This is a genomic window from Chitinophaga sp. RCC_12 (assembly GCF_041360695.1).
Taxonomy (GTDB): domain Bacteria; phylum Bacteroidota; class Bacteroidia; order Chitinophagales; family Chitinophagaceae; genus Chitinophaga.
On record NZ_JBFUPS010000002.1, the window covers coordinates 494,258 to 516,030 of the forward strand.

The window sequence follows — 21,773 nt, forward strand, 5'->3', positions numbered from 1 at the left end:
GTTTTTGCAAAATACAGTACAATCCTTCAAAAGAGACAACCTCATGACTCCTTTTGTTGTTAACTATTAAAATCTATATTTTATGTTATTCGAATTAGCAATCACTCTCGCCACTACCTTTATGGCCCCGGTACAAAGCAAACAATCACCCCCCAAAACGCAGGTCATCTATGTAAAAGAATCAAAGGAACCCTGTACCGGCGTGGCTCCCATGGAATGTTTGCAGATAAAAGGAGTAAATGATACAGACTGGTCAAACTTATATACCAATATCAGCGGCTTTAAATATACCCCTGGCTACCGTTATAAACTCAGGGTAAAAATTACCCGGGTAAAGAACCCACCGGCAGATGGCGCTTCCCTGAAATATACCCTCGCTAAAGTGCTGGAAAAAAAGAAGATCAGCAATACCGGTTCAACGGCTATCACCGGAAAGAAATGGGTATTGGTAAAAATGGATAATGAAGCCATTTCCGATGGCGCCATCTGGATGGAATTCGATGGCAGCCAGAAACGTATGCACGGTAAAAGCGGCTGCAACAGCATGATGGGTGCATACACCACCTCCGGCAGCGATATTACCTTTTCCAAAACTGCCGGCACCCTGATGGCCTGCCCCGACAGGGATGTGATGCGCCGCGAAACAACCTTCATGAAACAAATAGGCGATCAAACATTTCAATACGCCGTAGCCGGTCAAACGCTGAACCTCCGCCAAAATGGTAATATCGTATTGCAATTCCGCCTGGAAAATAAAGACGACAATGCTTCTGGCAACAACAACTGGGCAGCTATCGGCAATAAAAAATGGACCCTGAAAATGATAAATGAAGGAGTAATCAGCAACTCCGGTGTGTGGCTGCAGTTTGATGAAGATAAAAAACGCTTCAGCGGCAAAGGAGGCTGTAACAATATTTCCGGTGGGTATACCGCCGTTAAAAATAAAATCACCTTCACACAAGCCATGAGCACCCGCATGATGTGCGGAGATGCAGATGTAATGCGCCGGGAATCAGAGTTCCTGAAACAACTCGGCGGACATACATTTACCTACACCGTAAACGGCGAAACCGTTGACCTCTATGAAAGTGGTAAATTAGTGATGCAGTTCACACTGGAAGGTGATGACAATGATCAGCAAGGCAACGCCTCAAGCGACACGCAGTGGGCTTTCATTGGCGCAAAAAAATGGAGCGTGATCAAACTGAACGATGCCACACTGACCAACTCAGGTATCTGGCTGGAATTTGATACCAATCAAAAACGCTTCCACGGCAAAGGTGGATGTAACAGCATTTCCGGTGGATACAGCGCCGGCGGCAGTGAAATAAAGTTCACACAAGCCATCAGTACCCGCATGGCCTGCACCGATGCTGAAGTGATGCGCCGCGAAGCTGAATTCCTGAAACTTGTCAGCGATAACACCTTCCGGTATGATGTGGCCGAACAAACTTTAAACCTGTATAAAGACGGGAAAATTGTAGTGATATTTGGCATGCAGGATAAAACACTGTAAATCATTTGCAGGTAAAAAACATTAAAAAAGCAGCAAGGACTCTTGCTGCTTTTTTAATGTTTTTTATCGCCGGTTAAAAATAATGCCTGTCTCACCGCTGCATATAACCTGTTGGGCTTTCCCCTGCAAACGCCCTGAACTCGCGGGTAAGATGTGCATGATCATAAAAGCCGTGGTCCAGCGCCAGCGATAATAAGTGGGGATTAGACAATGTTTTCAACTGCTGTTTTAAACTCAGAAACCTGACAATGCGTGTGAACATTTTCGGAGATACGCCGGCTGTTTGCAAAAAGTGCCGTTCAAAATTACGCGGGCTCATGAACGCCTGCGCGGCCAAAGTATTTATTGCTATATCACCTTTCGTTTGCCTGATCAGTGTAATACTATGTTGTATTTTTTCAGAGATGATGTTTCCGCCTGGCAACCGCTGTAAGAGAAACGCTTCCAGGCATTTTATTTTCCCAACTATCCCGGAAGCCTTCAGCAGCAAAGGCTCCAGCGCAACATGCCATCCGGAGGAAATGTCCCGCAGGGGAACATGATCATCTGTAATCAATTGCAAAGGCAACCCGGTAAAACCACTCAGGCCGCCCGGTTTGAAACGGATTCCTAACAAATAGGTATTTGCGTGAATGGTTGTATCACAGAAGGTAGTCATAGTACCTGTTACAAAAGCGTTACCTGGCATTATTTTCAACACCCCGTCACCTGCTGCAATAACATCTTCACTGATATTAAAAATAATATCCGCACAGGTATCCGGTAATATACGCTGCTGCACAAAATGCGGACCGCCTCCTGCCCAGTAGGCATCTACATACGTAGCTAATAGGGGATGTGGCCGGAACTCTTTATACATAGCCTGCAAATTAAAACATTATTACGAATGAGGGTTTTATACACAGCTCCGCCAATGGAAGAAAATCTTCGCATTACTATCTGCGTATAAAACCCTCATCCGTAATTTTAATTCATCACGCTTACTTCGATGCTACCAGCTTGGGATGATATGCAAACAACATCGCGTTGGATACATTATCTCCTACTGCAACAACTACAGGTACTGTAGATGCAGCCTGCGCTGGTACCTGTACCAGGAGGGTGTTACCATCTGCACGCAGAATCTGCGCAGGTACGTTACCAAAGTTCACTTTGTTTCCGTGTTTATCTTCACTAAAACCGTGTCCTTTGATGAGGAGGAAATTTCCTGCACGTCCTTCTACAGTTACTACTTCAGCGGTGTTTTCTGTTGAATTCGGGGAACAAGCCGTCATGGCCGTAATTAACAGCATAAGGGCTGTCACAAACAATTTAAAATGTGTCATCTTATTTTTCTTCTTTTTGGGGGGTCAAACCCTGTTACAAATAATTCACCGGGGTTAACACTATTGCAATTGCAACTCTTATCGGCAACAGTATATATTCGGTATTCAAACGGACGCAAAGGTACAATCATTCCTTCAATAAAAAAACAATTCATCAAAAAAATGCGTAGAATTACGGATACGGGTATATGATTTTGTGATTAATGCAGAAAGTCCCGTACCGGTAATTCCGGTACGGGACTTTCTGATCAAACGCTTACCAGCCGGTTATTTCGCCAGCTTCAGCTCATTGATAATATTTTTTGCACCACCTAGTTTGTCGATGCACCACAATACATAACGTACATCCACACAGATAGTACGATTGTATTCAGAATCAAACTGAATTTTATGGCTCAGCGCTTCGTAGTTGCCATCGAAAGCCAGACCAATCAGTTCACCATTGGCGTTGATAACAGGAGAACCGGAGTTGCCGCCGGTGATATCGTTAGTAGTAATAAAACCCACTACAATATCATTGCGTTTAGCATCTTTATACTGACCGAAATCTTTTTTGTTATACAGGTCTACGTAATTTTCAGGCAGGTCAAACTCGTAATCACCTGGTACATACTTTTCTATCACCCCTTTCATAGTAGTTACGTAGTCGTAGTGTACCGCATCCCGCGGAGCGTATGATTTTACCTGACCATAAGATAAGCGCATGGTAAAGTTGGCATCAGGATACCTGTTGGCGTTAGGGTTCATTTGCATCACCCCTTTCAGGTAGGCGCGGCCCAGATCATTATTTTTAGTATTGAACTGGTTGTATATCGGCAGATACTTACCTACATAACTCTTGAGGAATGTGCTGGCATAGGCGAATACCGGGTCATTCTGCAGGGTTACTGCATCGGGGTTCGCTACGAATGCGTTCCATTTGGCATCATCAAAAATAAAGGTGTTGGCCATTAAGGAAGCCGCCCAGGTATTGTAAGTTTTGTCTTCATCAAGCGGACCGTATTTCGCTTTCAGCGCATCATAAAAACCGATGGGCTGTTGATCTTTGGCGATGTCTGTATAGAACATACGGCAGGTAGCAGCAAGGATTTTCTGGTCACTTGGTTTGTTTTCGCTTTCCAGGAATCCTTTGCGCGCTTTATCTGCTGCTTCTACGGCCTGTTTAACCGCATCTTTGGGAGCGCCTGGTGTTACCAGTGCTCTTTCCACGCCCGTTAAAGACGCTGCAAAAGCGGCTACCGGCGAGCCCAGGATACCTTCATTCAGGTAAGTGCGTTGTTTGGCGTAAGGAGCCCAGGCTTTGTAGGCTGCCTCGTAGTCGGAAAGTATATTGGCAAATTCAGGTTTGCCTTGTGCCCATTTGGCAAAAGCAGCTTCCTGTTTTTGCTTATCAGCCAGTACGCCGTGTTTCTGCAGTTGCTTTGTTTCGCCGTCAAAAAATTTCCAGTAGTTGGCGATGCCGGCATAGGAAGAAGCCAGCTGCAATTTTACCGCAGGATCTTTCTTCATCTGCTCAAACATGGCCTTCAGCCTTACATCGCGGAGATTTACCACGGAAGGATTTTCGATAGTTGTTTTCAGCTGTATACCGTAAGAAGTTTCGTAACGGTTAGTACCACCGGGGTAACCGAAGATCATGGCATAATCATTTTCCTTTACACCTTTGATAGATACGGGGAGGAAATGCTTTGGCTTTAAAGGCACATTATCAGCTGCATAAGGAGCAGGCTTACCATCTTTGCCGGTATATACACGGAATACGGAGAAGTCGCCGGTATGACGGGGCCATTCCCAGTTGTCGGTATCTCCGCCAAATTTACCCACGCTTTCGGGAGGCGTACCTACCAGGCGGATATCTTTATAGCGCTCGTATACAAACAGCAGGTATTGATTGCCTTTGAACATAGGCACCACCTTCGCTTCATAACCGGTATTGGCAATGGTTTTAGAGACAATTTCACCGTATACCTGTTGTTCTTTCTGGGCTCTTGCGGCACCATCAAGGCCTTTCAGGGCTTCTTCCACCTGCTTGCTCACATCTTCTACCCGTACCAGGAATTGTACAGACAACTGGGCAGAAGCAATTTCTTCCTGTTTATTTTTTGCGTAGAAACCGTTTTTCAGGTAGTTGTGTTCTACAGAACTGGCTGCAGCAATAGCGCCGTAGCCGCAGTGGTGGTTCGTAAAAATGAGACCTTCATTACTTACAATTTCACCGGTACAACCACCACCAAAAATAACGATGGCGTCTTTCAGGGAGGCTTTATTAATACTGTACAACTGTTCTTTCGTCAGCTTCAGGCCTTTCTTCACCATGTCGTTGTACGTTTGCTGCCCGAGTAAATAAGGCAACCACATGCCCTCATCTGCTTTAGCCCATTTGATACTTACGCTAAGCAATAAGAGCAAAACCAGTAATTTTTTTCTCATATTAAGTCAGGTTTTGTTTTTTAAGGACCTCAAACCTAGCTAATTTTTCGTTACCGGGCGCAGGTATAAGGACCAGCGGCAGCAAACATCTGATAAATATAAAAATATGATGAGGGCCTGAACAAAAAAACTGGAATATGTTTTGATAAAGGGGTACGGCCGGAAGGCTGTGCCAGTATTTAAAAATCACAAAAAAAATCGTCGGAACATGAAAAAGGTATTCTTACTGGCGGGCATTGCCGCTCTATTTGCCTGTAATGAAAGTAGCACTCAGCAGGAAAAGAAAGAAGAAATAAAAGAAGATATTAAAGAAGCCGGTCAGGAAATAAAATCTGCCGCCAGCAGCACGGGCGATTATTTATCTGAGCAAAAGAAACAGGCGGAAGAAGCTATTCAGGAGCGTATCAAAGAAATAGACCAAACCACGCAGGAATTAAAAAAGGACGGGGACGAGAAAAGCGTGGCCGCCCGTAAAAAACTGGAAACACTGAGAGCACAGATGAATAAAAAGCTGGACGACGTAAAAAACAGCAGCGCCGACAAATGGGACAGCACCCGGGAAGCCGCCGACCAGCTGATGAAAAAATCCGATAAAGAGTGGACCGATTTCAAACAGGACTTTAAAGATCTCTTTAAGAAAGATTAAAAGAAGGTGGCCGGATTACTTCAAAAATCCACAATCCTTGTTCCTTGAACATTAATCTTGTAATTTTACCCGGCTTAATAGATTTGAATTTGCTACTGTCTTACTATCAGGAATTACTAACAGAAGCCGGCTGTGATGAAGCCGGAAGGGGATGCCTGGCGGGTCCGGTGTTTGCCGCAGCCGTTATCCTGCCGAAGAAATTCAGACACCCGTTGCTGAACGATTCCAAGCAGATGAAACAGTCCGACCGGGAAAAACTGAGAAAGGTGATTGAAAAAAAAGCAGTATGTTATGCCGTGGCAAGTGTGGATAATGTGGAAATAGACAAGATAAATATACTGAAAGCTTCTTTCAAAGCCATGCACCTGGCATTGGAGAAGTTACAGCAGCAACCTGAATTTATACTGGTAGATGGTAACCGCTTTTATGCATACGGCAATACGCCACACGCCTGTATTATACAAGGCGATGGCTTATACGCCTCCATTGCAGCAGCTTCCGTTCTGGCCAAAACCTATCGTGATGAATATATGCAGCAGTTACATGCTACATATCCACACTTTGGGTGGAATGAGAACAAAGGATACCCTACCAGGCAACACCGGGATGCTATCCGGGAATTTGGCGATACGCCATTTCACCGCAAAACATTCCGTTTGCTGCCGGAGCAGCTGGAACTGGATTTATAGCTTTTAGCCGTTAACGGGTTATCTAAAAGCTAAATGCTGACAGCGATAGCTCTGTTAACCTTATACTTATTAATTTTGCCCTGACAGGGAATAATTATGTTAAAGCAGACACAACAGCAGAAATTATTACAGAAACTTTCTCCCCAGCAAATTCAGCTCATGAAATTGCTGCAGGTCCCTACTGTGAACCTGGAAGAAAGGATCAAAGAAGAACTGGAAGAAAATCCGGCGCTGGAATATGGCGAAGAAGCAGGAGAAGACGAGTTCAAAGAACAGGAAGAGTATGAAGCTCCCGCAGAAGAAGATGAATTTGAGCCCGATGGCAGTGAAAATGAATACGACAATATCGATATTTCTGAATATGTAAGTGAAGGAGATGATGATGTGGCGGATTACAAACTGCGTGACGATAACTATCCTGATCCGGACGAAAGCAATAAAACCATCCCGATCCGGGTGGAAACGTCTTTTCATGAACACTTATTGAGCCAGCTGGGTATGCTCGAGCTGGACGACCACCAGAATGCCATTGCCGAACATATCATTGGTAGCATCGACGACGACGGCTACCTGCGCAGGGAAATCAGCTCCATGGTGGATGATCTCTCCTTTTCACAGAATATTGACACCACTGAAGAAGAAATCAACTCCCTGATCAAAAAGATCCAGGACTTCGATCCGGCAGGCGTATGCGCCACCGATCTGAAAGAATGCCTCCTGCTCCAGCTGAAACGCAAAGCACAGGACGATCCCGGCGTGCAAAACGCCTACTCCATCCTCGAAAACTACTTCGACGAATTTACCAAGAAGCACTACGAGAAGATCCAGAAGGCATTGGGCCTTTCTGACGAAGGACTGAAGGAAGCCATCACCCAGATCATCAAGCTCACTCCAAAGCCAGGCGGCAATTTCGCCACGCTGAATAAAGCAGAAAGCTACGTACTGCCCGACTTCTTTATTTTAAACAACGCCGGTAAACTGGAACTTACGCTGAATTCACGGAACGCTCCCGATCTGCGGATTTCCGGTGGCTACCGCGAAATGCTGAAGGAGTACGACCGGGGCGATAAAAAAGATAAGCGCCAGAAAGAAGCCGTACTGTTTATCAAACAGAAAATAGACGCTGCCAAATGGTTTATAGACGCCATCAAGCAGCGGCAACATACTTTGCTGTCTACCATGGAATCCATCATGGATTACCAGCGCGAATTTTTCCTTACGGGAGATGAAACCACCATGAAGCCTATGATCCTGAAAGATATCGCGGATCGCACGCAACTGGATATTTCTACCGTAAGCCGCGTGGCCAACAGCAAATACGTACAAACCGAGTTCGGTACCTTCAAACTGAAATTCTTCTTCTCCGAATCCCTGTCTACCGACAGCGGCGAGGAAGTATCCACCCGGGAAGTAAAGAAGATCCTGTCAGACCTCATTGAAGCGGAAAACAAACGTAAACCACTCAGTGATGAAAACCTCACGAAGATGCTGCAGGATAAAGGATATAACATTGCCCGCCGTACGGTGGCCAAATACAGGGAGCAGCTGAATATTCCGGTAGCCCGTTTACGTAAAGAATTATAAGCACCATACCATGCAAGAACAAGCTGTTTTAGACCGGAACGGAAATATACGTTTGGAGCCGGAGTTTCCAAAGGCAATGAAATCCCTGGCTTTAATCATTTCCTATCTCTCACATCCGCTGTTCATTCCCCTGCTGGTAACATTCCTGGTACTGGAATCCATTCCGGAATATATGGTCGCCTTTAAACCACTGAGCAAAAGGTTCGCCTTCGATATGCTGTATTTCAGGGTGGCTATTATCAGTATCGGGTTCCCGGTGCTCACGCTTTTACTGGCCAAGGCGCTGAAATTTGTTTCTTCCGTTCATATGAAAACCCAGCGCGACAGGATCATTCCTTACGTAGCGATGATCACTTATTACTTCTGGGCATTTTATACTTTTCAACAGGAAGGCCGGGCGCCAAAATTCTATACCGCGTTTTTCCTGGGCGTGTTCCTGAGTGTTTCTATCGCTTTTGTTACCAATAATTTTATAAAAACCAGCATGCATACCGTAGGCTGGGGCGGCATAATCGGCCTTTTATTATCGCTGATGTGGGGAATGCATATGAATGTATCCATCCCACTGGTCATTACTTTTTTTGTGGCCGGCATTGTAGCTACCTCCCGCCTGGTGCTGGGAGCACATGAACCACGTGAAATCTACATCGGTTTCCTGATTGGTATTGTTTCGCAGCTGGCAGCGTGCTGGATCCTCGTAAAATAGGTATTTCACCATTCTATCCCTGCTCCCCTGCCGGTAAATGCTGAAACAAGTCAGCCCACCAGCCAGGGATCAGGGAGAACAACATTTAGAACGGCGATAAAAATTTTTGGGGTTTAACCTTGACCACTTCACCATTTCATCTTCACATGGATGCAAGGCCGCAAGGCAGGCTAACAAACAATTTTAACAAACAGTAGGGGATTAACTTCAACAACTAAACTTGACAGTACAAAAGTGAAACTTTCTGCGCTGATACTCAAGCGTATAACTACGCTTTTTAAAAATGCAGTAGAATTCTCACTTCCGCCGGCTAATTATTTTTTTGAGGTTTTGTTGTTACGCACATTCAATGCGTAATGGGTTCGCATCTTTGTTATGCCATTAGGGGTTAACCCTTTTAAGGTTTTAAGAATAAATTTTTTGACAGGAAGTTCTTGAACAGCACGGAAAAGGATTACTACTTTATTTAGCATTTAAAAGAAAATGCTAAAATATTTAGGAAAATAAAAAATTAGATCATAACTTAGCAGTCCAATTAATTTGCTTTCTAATTGTGATCAGCTATCTATTAAATTTGTAAAAACATTACTTATATGTCTACAGCCAATGCAGAAAAACTGAAGGCCCTGCGCCTCACAATGGACAAGATTGAGAAAGATTTCGGTAAGGGATCTGTGATGATGATGGGGGAAAAAGCAGAAGCGCCGATGGAGATCATTTCCACGGGTTCCCTGGGCCTTGATATCGCACTTGGAATTGGCGGTTTACCCAAAGGAAGAATCATAGAAATATATGGTCCTGAATCTTCCGGTAAAACAACCGTCGCCATCCATACAATCGCTGAAGCACAGAAAAAAGGCGGCATTTGCGCCATTATAGATGCGGAGCATGCTTTTGACAGCAGCTACGCCAGAAGACTGGGAGTTGACGTGGATTCCCTGTTAATTTCACAGCCGGATCACGGTGAGCAGGCACTGGAAATAGCAGATCGCCTGATCCTCTCCGGAGCAGTAGACGTAGTAGTAATTGACTCCGTTGCCGCCCTGGTACCAAAAAGTGAACTGGAAGGTGAAATGGGTGAAAGCAAAATGGGATTACAAGCCCGTTTGATGTCACAGGCACTGCGTAAATTAACCGCCACTATCTCCAAAACAAACTGCTGCTGCATCTTTATTAACCAGCTGCGTGAAAAGATAGGTGTTATGTTCGGTAACCCTGAAACTACCACCGGTGGTAATGCGCTGAAGTTCTACGCATCCGTAAGGCTGGATATCCGCCGCATGAGCCAGATTAAAGATGGCGACGAAGCAATCGGTAACCGCGTGAAAGTGAAAGTGGTAAAGAATAAAGTAGCCCCTCCGTTCCGCCAGGCAGAATTCGATATCGTTTACGGTCAGGGTATCTCCAAAACAGGAGAAATCATCGACATGGGTGTTGAATATGGCGTTGTTCAGAAAAGTGGTAGCTGGTTCAGCTATGATACCAATAAATTAGGCCAGGGCCGTGATGCAGTGAAACAACTGCTGAATGATAACCCTGAACTGGCAGCAGAAATCGAAGCCAAGATTAAAGTGAAGATTCAGGAAAAGCAGGATGCCGCTTAATATTGGCTGCCATTGAATTGAATAAGCATTGAATTGAAACTTAGTATTAAACATACATAGAAGTTAGTTTTAGTTTTAGTAAGCATTGGGTTAGTATGCACATCCCTGCCTTATCCTGGGCGGGGATTTTTTTGCCCGGGAGTGAAGTCCCCCCTCTACTTCCCTCCAAAAACAAAAGCCGCCCCTAAACGGAGCGGCTTTGTTTTTTTTCACTATTATCTTACAAACAAAAGCAATTAAGCTTCTGCTTTCATGCTCTTAGCTGATCTCTTACGCTCTTCTTCATCCAGTATTACTTTACGCATACGGATAAAGTTAGGAGTAACTTCTATACACTCGTCATGCTGGATGTACTCCATACATTCTTCCAGTGTCATCAGTATCTTAGGCGCAATGTTAGCAGCACCATCGGTTCCGCTCGCACGCATGTTGGTCAGTTTCTTACCTTCATTTGGATTCACCACCAGGTCACCTGGTTTGTTGGTTTCACCAATGATCATACCCTTGTATACTTCTTCTCCCGGATCAACGAAGAAAGATCCTCTATCCTGCAGTTTGTCCAGAGAGTAACCAGTAGTAGTACCAGCTTCTTTGGCAATCAGCACACCGTTGTTACGGCCTGGGATAGCACCTTTCCATGGTTTGTAATCATTGAAACGGTGCGCCATCACAGCTTCACCTGCGGTAGCAGTAAGCATCTGTGTACGCAAACCAATCAAACCACGGGAAGGAATTTCAAATTCCAGGTGTTGCATTTCACCCTTGGTTTCCATGATCAGCATCTCACCTTTACGACGGGTTACCAGATCAATTACCTTGCTGGCAAAATCCTGCGGAACGTCTACCACCAGGGTTTCGTACGGCTCGCATTTTTTACCATCCACATGCTTCACAATTACCTGAGGCTGACCAACAGTCAACTCATAACCTTCACGACGCATGGTTTCAATCAATACCCCTAAGTGCAGGATACCACGACCATAAACCATGAAGCTATCAGCACTGTCAGAATCCATTACACGCAGTGCCAGGTTCTTTTCAGTTTCCTTCATCAAACGGTCACGCAGGTGACGGGAAGTAACAAACTTACCATCTTTACCAAAGAACGGAGAGTTGTTAATACCAAACAACATGTTCATGGTAGGCTCATCCACACTGATAATTGGCAATGCTTCCGGCTCTTCAGCATCAGCGATAGTATCACCAATGTTAAAACCTTCAATACCAACTACCGCGCAAATATCGCCGGCATATACCTTAGTTACCTTTCTCTTACCTAACGCTTCGAAGATATACAGCTCACGCACTTTCTGCTTCTTGCTGGTACCATCTGTCTGCATCAAAGTAACCCACTGTCCTTCTTCGATAGAAGCACGGGCTACCTTACCTACAGCAATACGACCAAGGAAAGAAGAGTAATCCAATGAAGTGATCTGCATCTGCAGGTTACCTTCTGGAGTGGTTGGCTCCGGAACGTACTGGAGGATACCATCCATCAAAGGAGAAATATCTTCACTCTGCTCTAATGAACTGTTAAACCAGCCATTTTTACCAGAGCCATAAAATGTCGGGAAGTTCAATTGATCCTCTGTTGCATCCAGATTAAAGAACAATTCAAAAACTGCATCATGTACTTCATCAGGACGACAGTTAGCTTTATCTACCTTGTTGATTACAACAATAGGTTTCAGATTCAGCTGCAAAGCCTTCTGCAACACAAAACGGGTTTGTGGCATCGGACCTTCAAAAGCATCCACCAACAGGATAACACCATCAGCCATTTTCAATACCCTTTCCACCTCACCGCCAAAGTCGGCGTGGCCTGGAGTATCAATCACATTGATCTTGGTTCCCTTATATTCAATAGATGCGTTCTTGCTGAATATGGTGATACCACGCTCTCTTTCAAGATCGTTACTATCCATGATCAGATCTCCTGATTCCTGATTAGCCCGGAATACATTAGCCTGATGAAGGATTTTGTCAACCAAAGTAGTTTTACCATGGTCTACGTGTGCAATAATTGCGATATTACGAATGTTCATATACTTAAATCTTTAGCTATCAGCCATTAACTAAATTTACGCTAATAGCTACAAAAAGAAGGCGCAAAGGTACGAAAACATAGCGAGAATGAAGGTGTCACGTTTTAAATAAATGTAATCATTTGGTCAGCCCGGAAAACGCCCTTGCAATAGGCTGGTTATCATTGATTTACAATTAATTATATCCAAATATTGTAAACAAATAGTTTTATGGCGTCAATTTTGCCCCACCCCACAGCGTTTTAACCGCTTAATACCGATCGCATGAAAAAGAAACTATATCTCCTCGCCATCGCCTGCCTCTCCCTCATCACCTCCCGCATATACGCACAAATACCAGCCCAGGATATTAACCTCTCTGAATATAAATACCCGTTCCCGGTACATTTCCTGAAACTGCAAATACAAGGACAAGCCCTTCAAATGGCCTACATGGACGTTCAACCCTCCCGCCCAAACGGTAAAACAATTGTACTCCTCCACGGCAAAAATTTCTGCGGCGCCTACTGGGACAGCACCGCGGCAGACCTCAGCAACAACGGCTACCGGGTTATCATCCCCGACCAGATCGGCTTTGGCAAGTCATCCAAACCCCAACACCTCCAATACAGCTTCCAACAATTGGCGCAAAACACCAAAACATTGCTCGACTCGCTGCAAATAACCAAAACAGCCGTGCTCGGTCATTCAATGGGAGGCATGCTCGCCACCAGGTTCGCATTGATGTACCCGGAGGTAACTGAAAAACTCATACTCGAAAATCCCATCGGGCTGGAAGACTGGAAAGTGAAAGTGCCCTATCAGTCAGTAGATAAATGGTATAAAGCAGAACTGCAACAGAACTATGAGAAGATCAAACAATATATGATGGACAGCTACTACGCCGGCAAATGGTCGCCCGCCTACGATAAATGGGCGCAGCTGCAAGCCAGCTGGACCAGCAGTCCCGACTATTCCCTGGTAGCCTGGAACTCCGCCCTTACCTACGATATGATCTTTACCCAACCCGTGCTGTACGAGTTCCAGAATATTACCGCCCCTACCCTCCTCATTATAGGGCAACGCGATCGTACTGCTTTAGGAAAAGCCAACGTTCCGGAAGAAGTGCGAAAAACAATGGGGAATTATCCTGAACTGGGAAACGCTGCTGCGAAAAAAATTCCACACGCCACACTGGTACCTATCGAAGGTGTAGGACATCTTCCCCACATTGAAGCCTATACGAAATTTATTGCGCCCCTGCTGAAGTTCCTGAAAGAATAATGCTATTCCTCCAGCAGTTTTACCACATACTCCAGCGCACTCTGATTCGCAGGATTGTCCAGCGCATGTGCGATATCCAGCTTCTCCCGGGAGGTAAGATGCCAGGATAAAGCCGCCGCCTTGTCCTGCTTCTGCGGCACATACTGGAAAATTACCCGGTGAAATTTATCCGGAAAATATCCCTCCATATAATTCAGTAAATCATCCTGGTCAAAATCCTGCATGGCGCTCCAATGCTGCTGCATGGTAAACAACGGCTCAAATAACAGGTCGCTCAGATCCTTCGTTTTTTTGATCGGGGAAATATCATTCTTGCGGGTATCGCGGATCTGGATATATATCACCCCGCTGGTATTTTCATTGATCCATTTATTAAATGTATATAAATATCGCAAGGTGGTTTGCTGACCAAAATTATCGCGGATACCGGCATCCATCACATCCACAATAGGATTGCTGGGAAGAAACGCATTTGGCAGTACATAAGGAAACGTAGCACACATACGGATCGCGCTGGTTACTCGCAGGTCCATCGCATCCTGTGCCGCAAAGTATTGCCCGAAATCCACCCCGTCGATATCCCTCACCTGCCGTGTAGGATACTGGTACTGCGGACTGCATAAGTAACTGACTGGCTGCGGGGAAATCATTAACCGGCGCCCGTCTGCATTAATAGTAGCATTCCATATCAGCATGGGAATTTCTGCATGGGCTTCCGGCTCCCGGTAGTCTTTCAGCGTTTTATCCAACACACTGTCGGTATGCTCATTCAACTGCATTTCAAATGCATAACCCCTATCCTTTGCGTAGTGATTTTTCCCGATACTGAAACTTCTCCACGGTGTAATAAAATCATTCACGGCCATAGCAGAAAATACAGAATTGAGTAAGTCCTGTGATACCTTCTCTGCATATATATTATCAGACAGGCGGATAGGCTTCCCCTGCTGCTGTTCATAATACAATTCCCGGAAATAACTGGCCCCCAGCATGCCCCCGGAAGCGCCGGTCATCAGCACCGTATGCTTCATTAGCCGGCCTTGCAGCATACTGTCCAGCCGCTGTAATACGTTTACGCTCCAGGTGGCAGAACGGCTGCCGCCGCCGCTGAAATTCATTACGATCAGCGGGGGCTTTTTCCCCGCCGGGAACTTCTTTCTCCAGTTCTCTAATATCAGCAGGGTTTGTTTCTTATCCGCTTCATATCGCTCCCGGGTAAAAAATTGTTGCAGGGCGGCCACACTGTATTCCGGACGGGCCTTCTTCTCCCGGTAATTCAACCCGTAAGCCTTATTACGGTTATCTACCCAGTTATGTTCCACCATCCAGTTTAAACCAAACAACATCACCAGCAATATGGGAATAGACCAGGTTTGCAGCATATAGGAAAAGGCGCCGGCCACCCCGATGAGAAACGCAAAAAAGATGAGCACACTGGCGCCCGCAGGAATTCTGAACACATCATAATCCATCATGTAAGCCAGTATCACCAGGAAAACCAGCGAGCAACCTACGGTGATCATGGCAGCAAAGTGATGCTGCTTAAGGATACTGTCGAGGTAATGCTTATTGTAGTGATCCACATTCCTCGCCCTTCTGATACGCCAGGGTGTAGAGAAATAATTATGTACTGGCAGCGCATTTTCATCCGGATCCTGGTTGGGTTTCAGGATCATCCGCAGGAAGTTACGCGGATTACCGAAACGCTTTTCCAGGCGCCGGCCAATATTTTTATCTGCATTAAAAAAATAAAAAAAACAGAAGAAGAATATAAACAATACCCCGCAGATAAACCCTTCTCCCAGCAACATGATATCCGGAACGGTATTGAGCTGTTCATAACGCTGGTATTCCCATCCGCGGTAAAGCATACTGAAAATAAATACCAGCGGTATGATGGCATTATTAAGGCAATACCTGAAAAATGGCTGCGAAGTGGTGGCCAGGAACTTAAACCGGCCGGTATGCAATATAAAGGTGGTAATCTGCCAGCTCATGATAAACATGCCCGTGGCTAGTCCCAGGATAGTAGTACTGTAGAAATTTACTTTGCCCAGGTATTCCGGCGCCAGGTAAAGTGCATCTCCGCCAAACACCTTGGCAAAACCGCCATTGATGGTGCTGAACAGGATCACCCAAAAAATAAGTAATACCTGGTACTTCCTGAAATGCAGGAGCAGCAACTGTATAGGGAAAGAATAGTAAGTTTTTATCAGTAATAACTTCACCTTCATCAGACGATTATTACGAATAAACCTACGGAAAATTTACGGATTTATGACGGCGGGAATTTCCGCCGGGCAGAAAATCAATTCCCGCTTCTCACGCCCCGGCTGAGGAACAGGGTCCAGATCAGCGACAGCATCAGCAACATCCCCACACCCTGGTGCAAAATTCCATAACTGATGGGAATCTTCACCTGGCTGTTTAACAGGGTCAGCACGCCCAGCAGCACCTGCAGCAATACCAACAGCAATGGCAGGTAACGGATGGTGTGTAACAGGCTGTTAGCCGGTGTTTGTGCAGCTTTCCACCACCAGATGGCGATGAGAATAGTAATCAGGTACGCCAGTCCGCGGTGAATGAATTGGATGGTAATCGGGTTATGCGCAATATCTGTAGCGAATCCGCCTTGTGAAAACATACCGGCGGGTACCCAGGAGCCATTGATGTCCGGCCAGGTGTTTGCCACCAATGCCGTATGCAATCCGGCCATGAAGGCGCCGTACACCAGCTGCACTACCAGTAATACCAGCAACCAGATATTCAGTTTGTATAAAGCCGGAACTTTTAATATTTCTATTGGATGCACACTCAGCTTCAGCGCAAACCAGAACACATATGCCAGCAACACCAGCGCAGATATAAAGTGAATGGCCAAACGGATATGGTTAACATACAAATTTTCCTCATTCAGGCCGCTCTTCACCATGATCCATCCTATCAAGCCCTGCAAACCACCTAACACAAACAGGATGATCATCGGGTTTATCATGCTCTTGTTAATCTTCTTCTGAATAACAAAGTAGATAAACGGAATAATAAACACAAACCCCATCAGCCTTGCCCAATCTCGATGCAACCACTCCCAGAAGAAAATAAATTTAAAATCCGATAAGGTAAAGTGGCTATTAATATACTTATACTGCGCTATTTGTTTATAGCCGTCAAATGCTTTCTGCCAGGCCGCTTCATTCATGGGCGGAAAAGCGCCCAATAGCGGCTGCCATTCGGTAATGGACAGGCCCGAGCCGGTTAAACGGGTGATCCCTCCCAGCAATACCTGAACTATCAACATGCCCACGCCTATATATAACCAGATGGCCACGGGGCGGTTATTTTTTATTGTAACTGCTTCCATAAACGGTGCAAAAATAGGGAATGAATGCCTAACAAGCCGGTTAAATACTCACATTATTTTAACAAAGGCGTAATGTTCTGTTAATCCGCAGGTCGGAGCTTTGCATTGAAAATTTAAACGGCACCATTGTATTAGCTAATACCGCCCTAATTAAAAAAAAGACGAACACATTAAAAAAATAATGTCATGAAACATTTACGTTTTGTTGTTTTAGCACCCAAAGTAGCTTTGTTGGTATTTGTTACTATCCTGTTTCCAATTTTACATGCTGCGGCACAGTCAAAAACATTTGCTTATAATGCAGCACGACTGGCAAAGGAAAAACCTGTACGGGAAACTCCCATTGAGGCTTTCAACGTACATATCACGCAATTGCAAAAGGATCAGCTGTTATTCCAGCTTTCTGTGGATAATCCTTCCAACGAAAAGCTGACGCTCTACATAAAAGACAATTTCAATAACACGCTGCACCGCGAAACACTGCCCGCTACCCTGCGCTTCGAAGCACGTTACAACCTCGGTTCTCTTGAGGATGGAGACTACATCTTCGAAATCAGAAGCGGAAAAAACAAACTGGCAGAAAAAGCTATTGCCATAAAAACGCAGACCATGATCAACAGGAGCGTTTCCGTATCAGAGTAGTCCCACATCGCATAATTGAAAAATGAAAAGAGGTGGTATCCGTAAAACGGTACCACCTCTTCTTTTATTATTTACAATCTCTTATTTACGTACAGATTCATACACGGCCTCAAACATTCTTTCCCGGGTATGCAGCGCCGTTATTTTCGTGTTAACGCCGCCGTTAGGATACACCCTGTTGCTCAGGAAAATAAATACCAGCCCCGATGTTGGATCCGCCCACACACATGTTCCCGTATAGCCGGTATGCCCGAAAGTAGCCGCAGAAGCACTCCTGGCTGGGTAAGGTTCCCGCCGGGTAGCATTGTCTTTTTCCGGCTTATCGAACCCCAGACCACGGCGACTGATATGGCTGTTATATGCCGTAAACAACTGCACCGTTTCCGGCTTAATATACTGCACACCATTGAAAGATCCTTTGTTCAGCAACATCTGCATGATTACCGCCACATCATGCGCATCGGAAAATAATCCGGCATGACCGGCCACCCCGCCAAACATAGCAGCTCCCGGGTCATGCACATCTCCCCGCAATAACTGCATGCGGAAAGAATACTCCCGCTCCGTAGGAACAATCTGTGTCAAAGGAAAACGCGTTCTCGGCAAAAAGCCCGTGGTCGCCAATCCCATCGGAACGTAAAAAGTTTCACTCACATATTCGTTCAGCTTCTTACCCGTTAACTGCTCCACAATTTTTCCCAGGAAAATAAAATCGCAGTCGCTGTAAACATACCCCTGCGGCGGCGACAACTTACTATCCAGTATCCGCTGCCACATGGTATCTACATAGCTGTTTTCCATGTACATCTCATCCGCCACGCGGATGCCGTGGGTAGCGTCCGGACTGGCGTGATAAAACACCGTATCGGGCTGTGCATTGTTATAAAGGGTTTCCTTATAAAACGGTATAAAAGCTACCAGTCCAGCCTGGTGCAAAAGAATATCGCGGATGCGCAACCCTGCTTTATCTGTACCCAGCACCTGCGGCAGGTATACGCCCAGCGTGGCATCCAGGTTCAGTTTCCCTTCATCATATAACCGCATCACCGATAAGGTGGTAGCGCATACTTTGGTCACCGATGCCAGGTCATAAATAGAAGTGGGCGACACCGGTTCCTGTTTGTTGTATTCGTAATGACCGAAGCAGCGGTTATAAATAATCTTCCCGTCCTTCAGGGCTAATACCTGCGCTCCCGGCGCTGCACCGCGCGCAATCATATCGTTGGCCAAACCATCGATCTGCAGCAGTGCCTGTTCATTGATGCCGGCTTCCAGCGCAGTAGCGGTAGGCAACAAATTAAACTTGTTCACTTCATAAGTGATGCCGGTGCCGGAAGGCAAATCCGGGCATACGGTTACCGGCAGTTTTCCGGATGGGCCCAGTTGCCCGAAAAGCAGGTCTGCAGCGGCTCTCTGGGTGGTGCTATCATCTTCATACGCGGCCACCAGGTGAGGCGCGTCGCAGAAATACTGGATCGCATAGGGGTTGCCAAAAACAACCGTCACCGAAGGCATTTCCGATTGGAGCTGGCGGATAATCAGCCGCTCTGCCATCGACAACCCGAAGTTTCCGGCGGGCCGGCGGCTGTAGTCATGCAAACTGATGATAACCGCCTTATAGTCGCGCTGTATGCGGGATACGATCGGTGCGATCTGTTGTACGGACTGCCGCGAGGTGAAAATAAACGCATCCGTACCGGGTTTGTATTTCTTCACCGATTCCACGAAAGTGTTGCTGGCATCGGCTCCTACGGCAATTACCGCCAGCTTTTGCTGGGTCATGGCCGGTGAAAAAGGCACCAGTTTCTTATCGTTGCGTACCAGGGTAATGGCTTTCTCCGCAATACGTTTACGTAAAGTATCTGTTTTGGCGTTGATATCTTCTGCCAGATGATCAGTATCGATGTGCTGCGGCTGCCATAGTCCGAGCTCGTATTTGGCGCGCAATACTTTTTTCACCCGTCCGTCTACTTCTTCCTGGCTGATTTTACCGGCTTTGATAGCCTTCTTAATGGCCTCCACGCTGCCTTCTGCGGTAGATGGAAGAATCATCAGGTCGTTGCCGGCGAGCAGCGACTGTAAGGACTCCTGTCCGTTGGTATAAAATTTTGCGATGCCTTTCATTTCAAGTGCATCGGTAACGATCAGTCCTTTAAAACCCATTTCATTCTTCAGCAGTTTAGTAACGGCATTATAAGAAATAGAGGTAGGTGTATTTGGTTTTTTATCGATAGAAGGAATATAAAGATGGCCAATCATCACAGATTGCACGCCGGCGGCAATAGCTTCGCGGAAAGGATACAACTCCAGGGAATCCAGCTGTGCCCTGGTTTTATTGATGGTGGGCAGGTCCAGGTGTGAATCTACATTGGTATCGCCATGGCCGGGAAAGTGTTTGGCGCAGGCCATAATGCCGGCATCCTGCATCCCCCTGATGGTAGCTACTCCCATGCGGGCTACCTGGTATTTATTTTCTCCAAAGGAACGGTCGTTGATCACCGGATTGGAAGGATTATTATTCACATCCATGTCGGGCGCAAAATCAATATGAATACCCAGGCGACGGCATTGTTTTCCCATGAGCTTTCCGGCATCATACGCCAGGGTGGTATCCTGCATGGCGCCTATCATCATGTTCCGGGGTAATGAAATAACACTGTCGAGGCGCATGCCAAGCCCCCATTCGCCATCAATGGCTACCAGCAAGGGTACTTTTGAAATAGACTGGTAGTAGTTGGTGAGATTGGCCTGCCGCACCGGGCCGCCCTGGAAAAAAATGACGCCTCCTACTTTGTTATCCTGTATATCTTTAACGACGGCGTTAATATGGTCCTGCCCAAGATTGGAATGCGCGCGGATCATGATCAGCTGGGCGATACGTTCTTCGGGGGTGAGCGATTGAAACACACTGTCTGCCCATTGTGAGGCTTTGTCCTGCTGTGGCGCCACCTTTTGTGTAGTCACTTTTTTATGCCTCTTCTTTTCCTTAAATACCAGGGGCGCAGAAATGGCGCTGCCTGTCATCATTAGGCCTGTAAGTCCTGCAACCAATAATTGTTTCCTCATATCATAAACTTACAAATATTCATGCGGAAATCCAGCCCGACAGCCCTGAATATCAAAGAATTACTAATAATAATCATATGATTTTGTCAGATCCAAACTATTTCATTAAATTAGAATACCCTGTTGAAGATATTTTATGGATTCTGGTAAAAAATTGAAATGTGTTCACTATTTTGTCAGAATATTTACATTTAGTTTAATCAATCGTAATTTTAATTACCAATACATTCATCTGTTTCTTATATTTGCAACCTTGCGAGTAAAGTAGATTTTAATAAAACATGGTCAATCTCATTTTATTTGGCCCTCCCGGTAGCGGCAAGGGTACACAAAGTGCTAACATTATCCAGAAATACGGACTTATTCATCTTTCCACGGGCGATTTGCTTCGCAGCGAGATCGGTGATAAAACACCCCTGGGACTGGAAGCCAAAAAGTTTATGGATCAGGGCCAGCTGGTACCGGATGAAGTGGTGATTGGCATGATCAGCTCTAAGCTGGACGCTAATCCAGATACACGTGGTTTCATTTTCGACGGCTTTCCCCGTACCACTGCGCAGGCAGAGGCCCTGGATAAACTGCTCGCATTGAAAAAAACGTCTATCTCCACCGTTCTCTCACTGGAAGTACCGGAAGATGCGCTCATTAAACGCCTGCTGAACCGTGGCTTAACCTCCGGCCGCAGCGACGATGCCTCTGAAGATGTAGTGAAAGCGCGTATCGTGGAATACCATAATAAAACGGCTCCGGTGGCTGATCACTATGCCAAATTCGGCAAATTCAAAAAAGTGAAAGGCGATGGTACAGAAGAAGAAGTATTCGAACTGCTCTCCAAAGAACTGGATGAACTGGTAGGAGAAAAAGTGCAGTAAGCGGAATCCCGCTGTGATTAAGAC

The 21,773-nt window shown here is 45.8% G+C and carries 16 protein-coding genes; 9 read left to right on the plus strand and 7 right to left on the minus strand.

Annotated elements, in window-relative coordinates:
• Nucleotides 1-82: 82 nt before the first annotated feature.
• Nucleotides 83-1,516 carry an META domain-containing protein gene (locus AB6805_RS07285; RefSeq protein WP_370908776.1) on the plus strand — a complete coding sequence of 478 codons (1,434 nt, stop codon included), beginning with the start codon at nt 83-85 and terminating at the stop codon, nt 1,514-1,516.
• 91 nt (nt 1,517-1,607) lie between these two features.
• Here AB6805_RS07285 and AB6805_RS07290 read toward each other — a convergent pair whose 3' ends face one another.
• From AB6805_RS07290 to AB6805_RS07300, 3 genes are all read right to left on the minus strand, one after another.
• The gene (locus AB6805_RS07290; protein WP_370908777.1) at nt 1,608-2,375 is read right to left on the minus strand and encodes a DUF6597 domain-containing transcriptional factor; all 768 of its coding nucleotides are present in this window, start codon (nt 2,373-2,375) and stop codon (nt 1,608-1,610) included.
• A gap of 121 nt (nt 2,376-2,496) precedes the next feature.
• Nucleotides 2,497-2,841: an IPT/TIG domain-containing protein gene (locus AB6805_RS07295; RefSeq protein WP_370908778.1), complete on the minus strand. Its 345-nt coding sequence runs from the start codon at nt 2,839-2,841 to the stop codon at nt 2,497-2,499.
• Between the two features lie 267 nt (nt 2,842-3,108).
• Nucleotides 3,109-5,271: a S46 family peptidase gene (locus AB6805_RS07300; protein WP_370908779.1), complete on the minus strand. Its 2,163-nt coding sequence runs from the start codon at nt 5,269-5,271 to the stop codon at nt 3,109-3,111.
• A 208-nt stretch (nt 5,272-5,479) separates the two neighbouring features.
• On the opposite strand from AB6805_RS07300, the gene AB6805_RS07305 reads away from it, so the two are divergent.
• The 5 genes from AB6805_RS07305 to recA all read left to right on the plus strand — a co-directional run bounded on the left by AB6805_RS07305 (nt 5,480) and on the right by recA (nt 10,500).
• Nucleotides 5,480-5,917 carry a hypothetical protein gene (locus AB6805_RS07305; protein ID WP_370908780.1) on the plus strand — a complete coding sequence of 146 codons (438 nt, stop codon included), beginning with the start codon at nt 5,480-5,482 and terminating at the stop codon, nt 5,915-5,917.
• A gap of 89 nt (nt 5,918-6,006) precedes the next feature.
• Nucleotides 6,007-6,606, plus strand: a complete 600-nt coding sequence (locus AB6805_RS07310; RefSeq protein ID WP_370908781.1) for a ribonuclease HII — start codon at nt 6,007-6,009, stop codon at nt 6,604-6,606.
• A 96-nt stretch (nt 6,607-6,702) separates the two neighbouring features.
• On the plus strand, nt 6,703-8,190 hold the full coding sequence (rpoN, locus tag AB6805_RS07315; RefSeq protein WP_370908782.1) for an RNA polymerase factor sigma-54: 1,488 nt from the start codon (nt 6,703-6,705) through the stop codon (nt 8,188-8,190).
• Between the two features lie 10 nt (nt 8,191-8,200).
• Nucleotides 8,201-8,896, plus strand: a complete 696-nt coding sequence (locus AB6805_RS07320; RefSeq protein WP_370908783.1) for a hypothetical protein — start codon at nt 8,201-8,203, stop codon at nt 8,894-8,896.
• A 593-nt stretch (nt 8,897-9,489) separates the two neighbouring features.
• Nucleotides 9,490-10,500: a recombinase RecA gene (gene recA, locus AB6805_RS07325; protein ID WP_370908784.1), complete on the plus strand. Its 1,011-nt coding sequence runs from the start codon at nt 9,490-9,492 to the stop codon at nt 10,498-10,500.
• Between the two features lie 236 nt (nt 10,501-10,736).
• Here the strand turns inward: recA and typA are convergent, their stop codons facing one another.
• Nucleotides 10,737-12,545 carry a translational GTPase TypA gene (gene typA, locus AB6805_RS07330; protein WP_370908785.1) on the minus strand — a complete coding sequence of 603 codons (1,809 nt, stop codon included), beginning with the start codon at nt 12,543-12,545 and terminating at the stop codon, nt 10,737-10,739.
• 264 nt (nt 12,546-12,809) lie between these two features.
• On the opposite strand from typA, the gene AB6805_RS07335 reads away from it, so the two are divergent.
• The gene (locus AB6805_RS07335; protein ID WP_370908786.1) at nt 12,810-13,808 is read left to right on the plus strand and encodes an alpha/beta fold hydrolase; all 999 of its coding nucleotides are present in this window, start codon (nt 12,810-12,812) and stop codon (nt 13,806-13,808) included.
• Nucleotides 13,809-13,810: 2 nt separating this feature from the next.
• Here the strand turns inward: AB6805_RS07335 and AB6805_RS07340 are convergent, their stop codons facing one another.
• Both AB6805_RS07340 and AB6805_RS07345 read right to left on the minus strand, forming a co-directional pair.
• The gene (locus AB6805_RS07340; RefSeq protein WP_370908787.1) at nt 13,811-16,042 is read right to left on the minus strand and encodes a patatin-like phospholipase family protein; all 2,232 of its coding nucleotides are present in this window, start codon (nt 16,040-16,042) and stop codon (nt 13,811-13,813) included.
• A 74-nt stretch (nt 16,043-16,116) separates the two neighbouring features.
• Complete coding sequence (locus AB6805_RS07345) at nt 16,117-17,169, minus strand: COX15/CtaA family protein (RefSeq protein ID WP_370908788.1); 1,053 nt, start codon at nt 17,167-17,169, stop codon at nt 16,117-16,119.
• Nucleotides 17,170-17,355: 186 nt separating this feature from the next.
• Here AB6805_RS07345 and AB6805_RS07350 point away from each other — a divergent pair, with 186 nt between their 5' ends.
• The gene (locus AB6805_RS07350; protein ID WP_370908789.1) at nt 17,356-17,811 is read left to right on the plus strand and encodes a hypothetical protein; all 456 of its coding nucleotides are present in this window, start codon (nt 17,356-17,358) and stop codon (nt 17,809-17,811) included.
• Nucleotides 17,812-17,892: 81 nt separating this feature from the next.
• On the opposite strand, the gene AB6805_RS07355 is transcribed toward AB6805_RS07350, so the two are convergent.
• Entirely contained in the window at nt 17,893-20,877 is a 2,985-nt protein-coding gene (locus AB6805_RS07355) for a glycoside hydrolase family 3 N-terminal domain-containing protein (RefSeq protein ID WP_370908790.1), read from the minus strand.
• 281 nt (nt 20,878-21,158) lie between these two features.
• Here AB6805_RS07355 and AB6805_RS07360 point away from each other — a divergent pair, with 281 nt between their 5' ends.
• Nucleotides 21,159-21,749: an adenylate kinase gene (locus tag AB6805_RS07360; protein WP_370908791.1), complete on the plus strand. Its 591-nt coding sequence runs from the start codon at nt 21,159-21,161 to the stop codon at nt 21,747-21,749.
• Nucleotides 21,750-21,773: the final 24 nt, after the last annotated feature.

What these genes read in the sequence shown, in the direction of transcription:
- AB6805_RS07285 (WP_370908776.1), top strand. Translation starts at nt 83, where the DNA reads ATGTTATTCGAATTAGCAATCACTCTCGCCACTACCTTTATGGCCCCG.
- AB6805_RS07290 (WP_370908777.1), bottom strand. Translation starts at nt 2,375, where the DNA reads ATGTATAAAGAGTTCCGGCCACATCCCCTATTAGCTACGTATGTAGAT.
- AB6805_RS07295 (WP_370908778.1), bottom strand. Translation starts at nt 2,841, where the DNA reads ATGACACATTTTAAATTGTTTGTGACAGCCCTTATGCTGTTAATTACG.
- AB6805_RS07300 (WP_370908779.1), bottom strand. Translation starts at nt 5,271, where the DNA reads ATGAGAAAAAAATTACTGGTTTTGCTCTTATTGCTTAGCGTAAGTATC.
- AB6805_RS07305 (WP_370908780.1), top strand. Translation starts at nt 5,480, where the DNA reads ATGAAAAAGGTATTCTTACTGGCGGGCATTGCCGCTCTATTTGCCTGT.
- rpoN (WP_370908782.1), top strand. Translation starts at nt 6,703, where the DNA reads ATGTTAAAGCAGACACAACAGCAGAAATTATTACAGAAACTTTCTCCC.
- AB6805_RS07320 (WP_370908783.1), top strand. Translation starts at nt 8,201, where the DNA reads ATGCAAGAACAAGCTGTTTTAGACCGGAACGGAAATATACGTTTGGAG.
- recA (WP_370908784.1), top strand. Translation starts at nt 9,490, where the DNA reads ATGTCTACAGCCAATGCAGAAAAACTGAAGGCCCTGCGCCTCACAATG.
- typA (WP_370908785.1), bottom strand. Translation starts at nt 12,545, where the DNA reads ATGAACATTCGTAATATCGCAATTATTGCACACGTAGACCATGGTAAA.
- AB6805_RS07335 (WP_370908786.1), top strand. Translation starts at nt 12,810, where the DNA reads ATGAAAAAGAAACTATATCTCCTCGCCATCGCCTGCCTCTCCCTCATC.
- AB6805_RS07340 (WP_370908787.1), bottom strand. Translation starts at nt 16,042, where the DNA reads ATGAAGGTGAAGTTATTACTGATAAAAACTTACTATTCTTTCCCTATA.
- AB6805_RS07345 (WP_370908788.1), bottom strand. Translation starts at nt 17,169, where the DNA reads ATGGAAGCAGTTACAATAAAAAATAACCGCCCCGTGGCCATCTGGTTA.
- AB6805_RS07350 (WP_370908789.1), top strand. Translation starts at nt 17,356, where the DNA reads ATGAAACATTTACGTTTTGTTGTTTTAGCACCCAAAGTAGCTTTGTTG.
- AB6805_RS07355 (WP_370908790.1), bottom strand. Translation starts at nt 20,877, where the DNA reads ATGAGGAAACAATTATTGGTTGCAGGACTTACAGGCCTAATGATGACA.
- AB6805_RS07360 (WP_370908791.1), top strand. Translation starts at nt 21,159, where the DNA reads ATGGTCAATCTCATTTTATTTGGCCCTCCCGGTAGCGGCAAGGGTACA.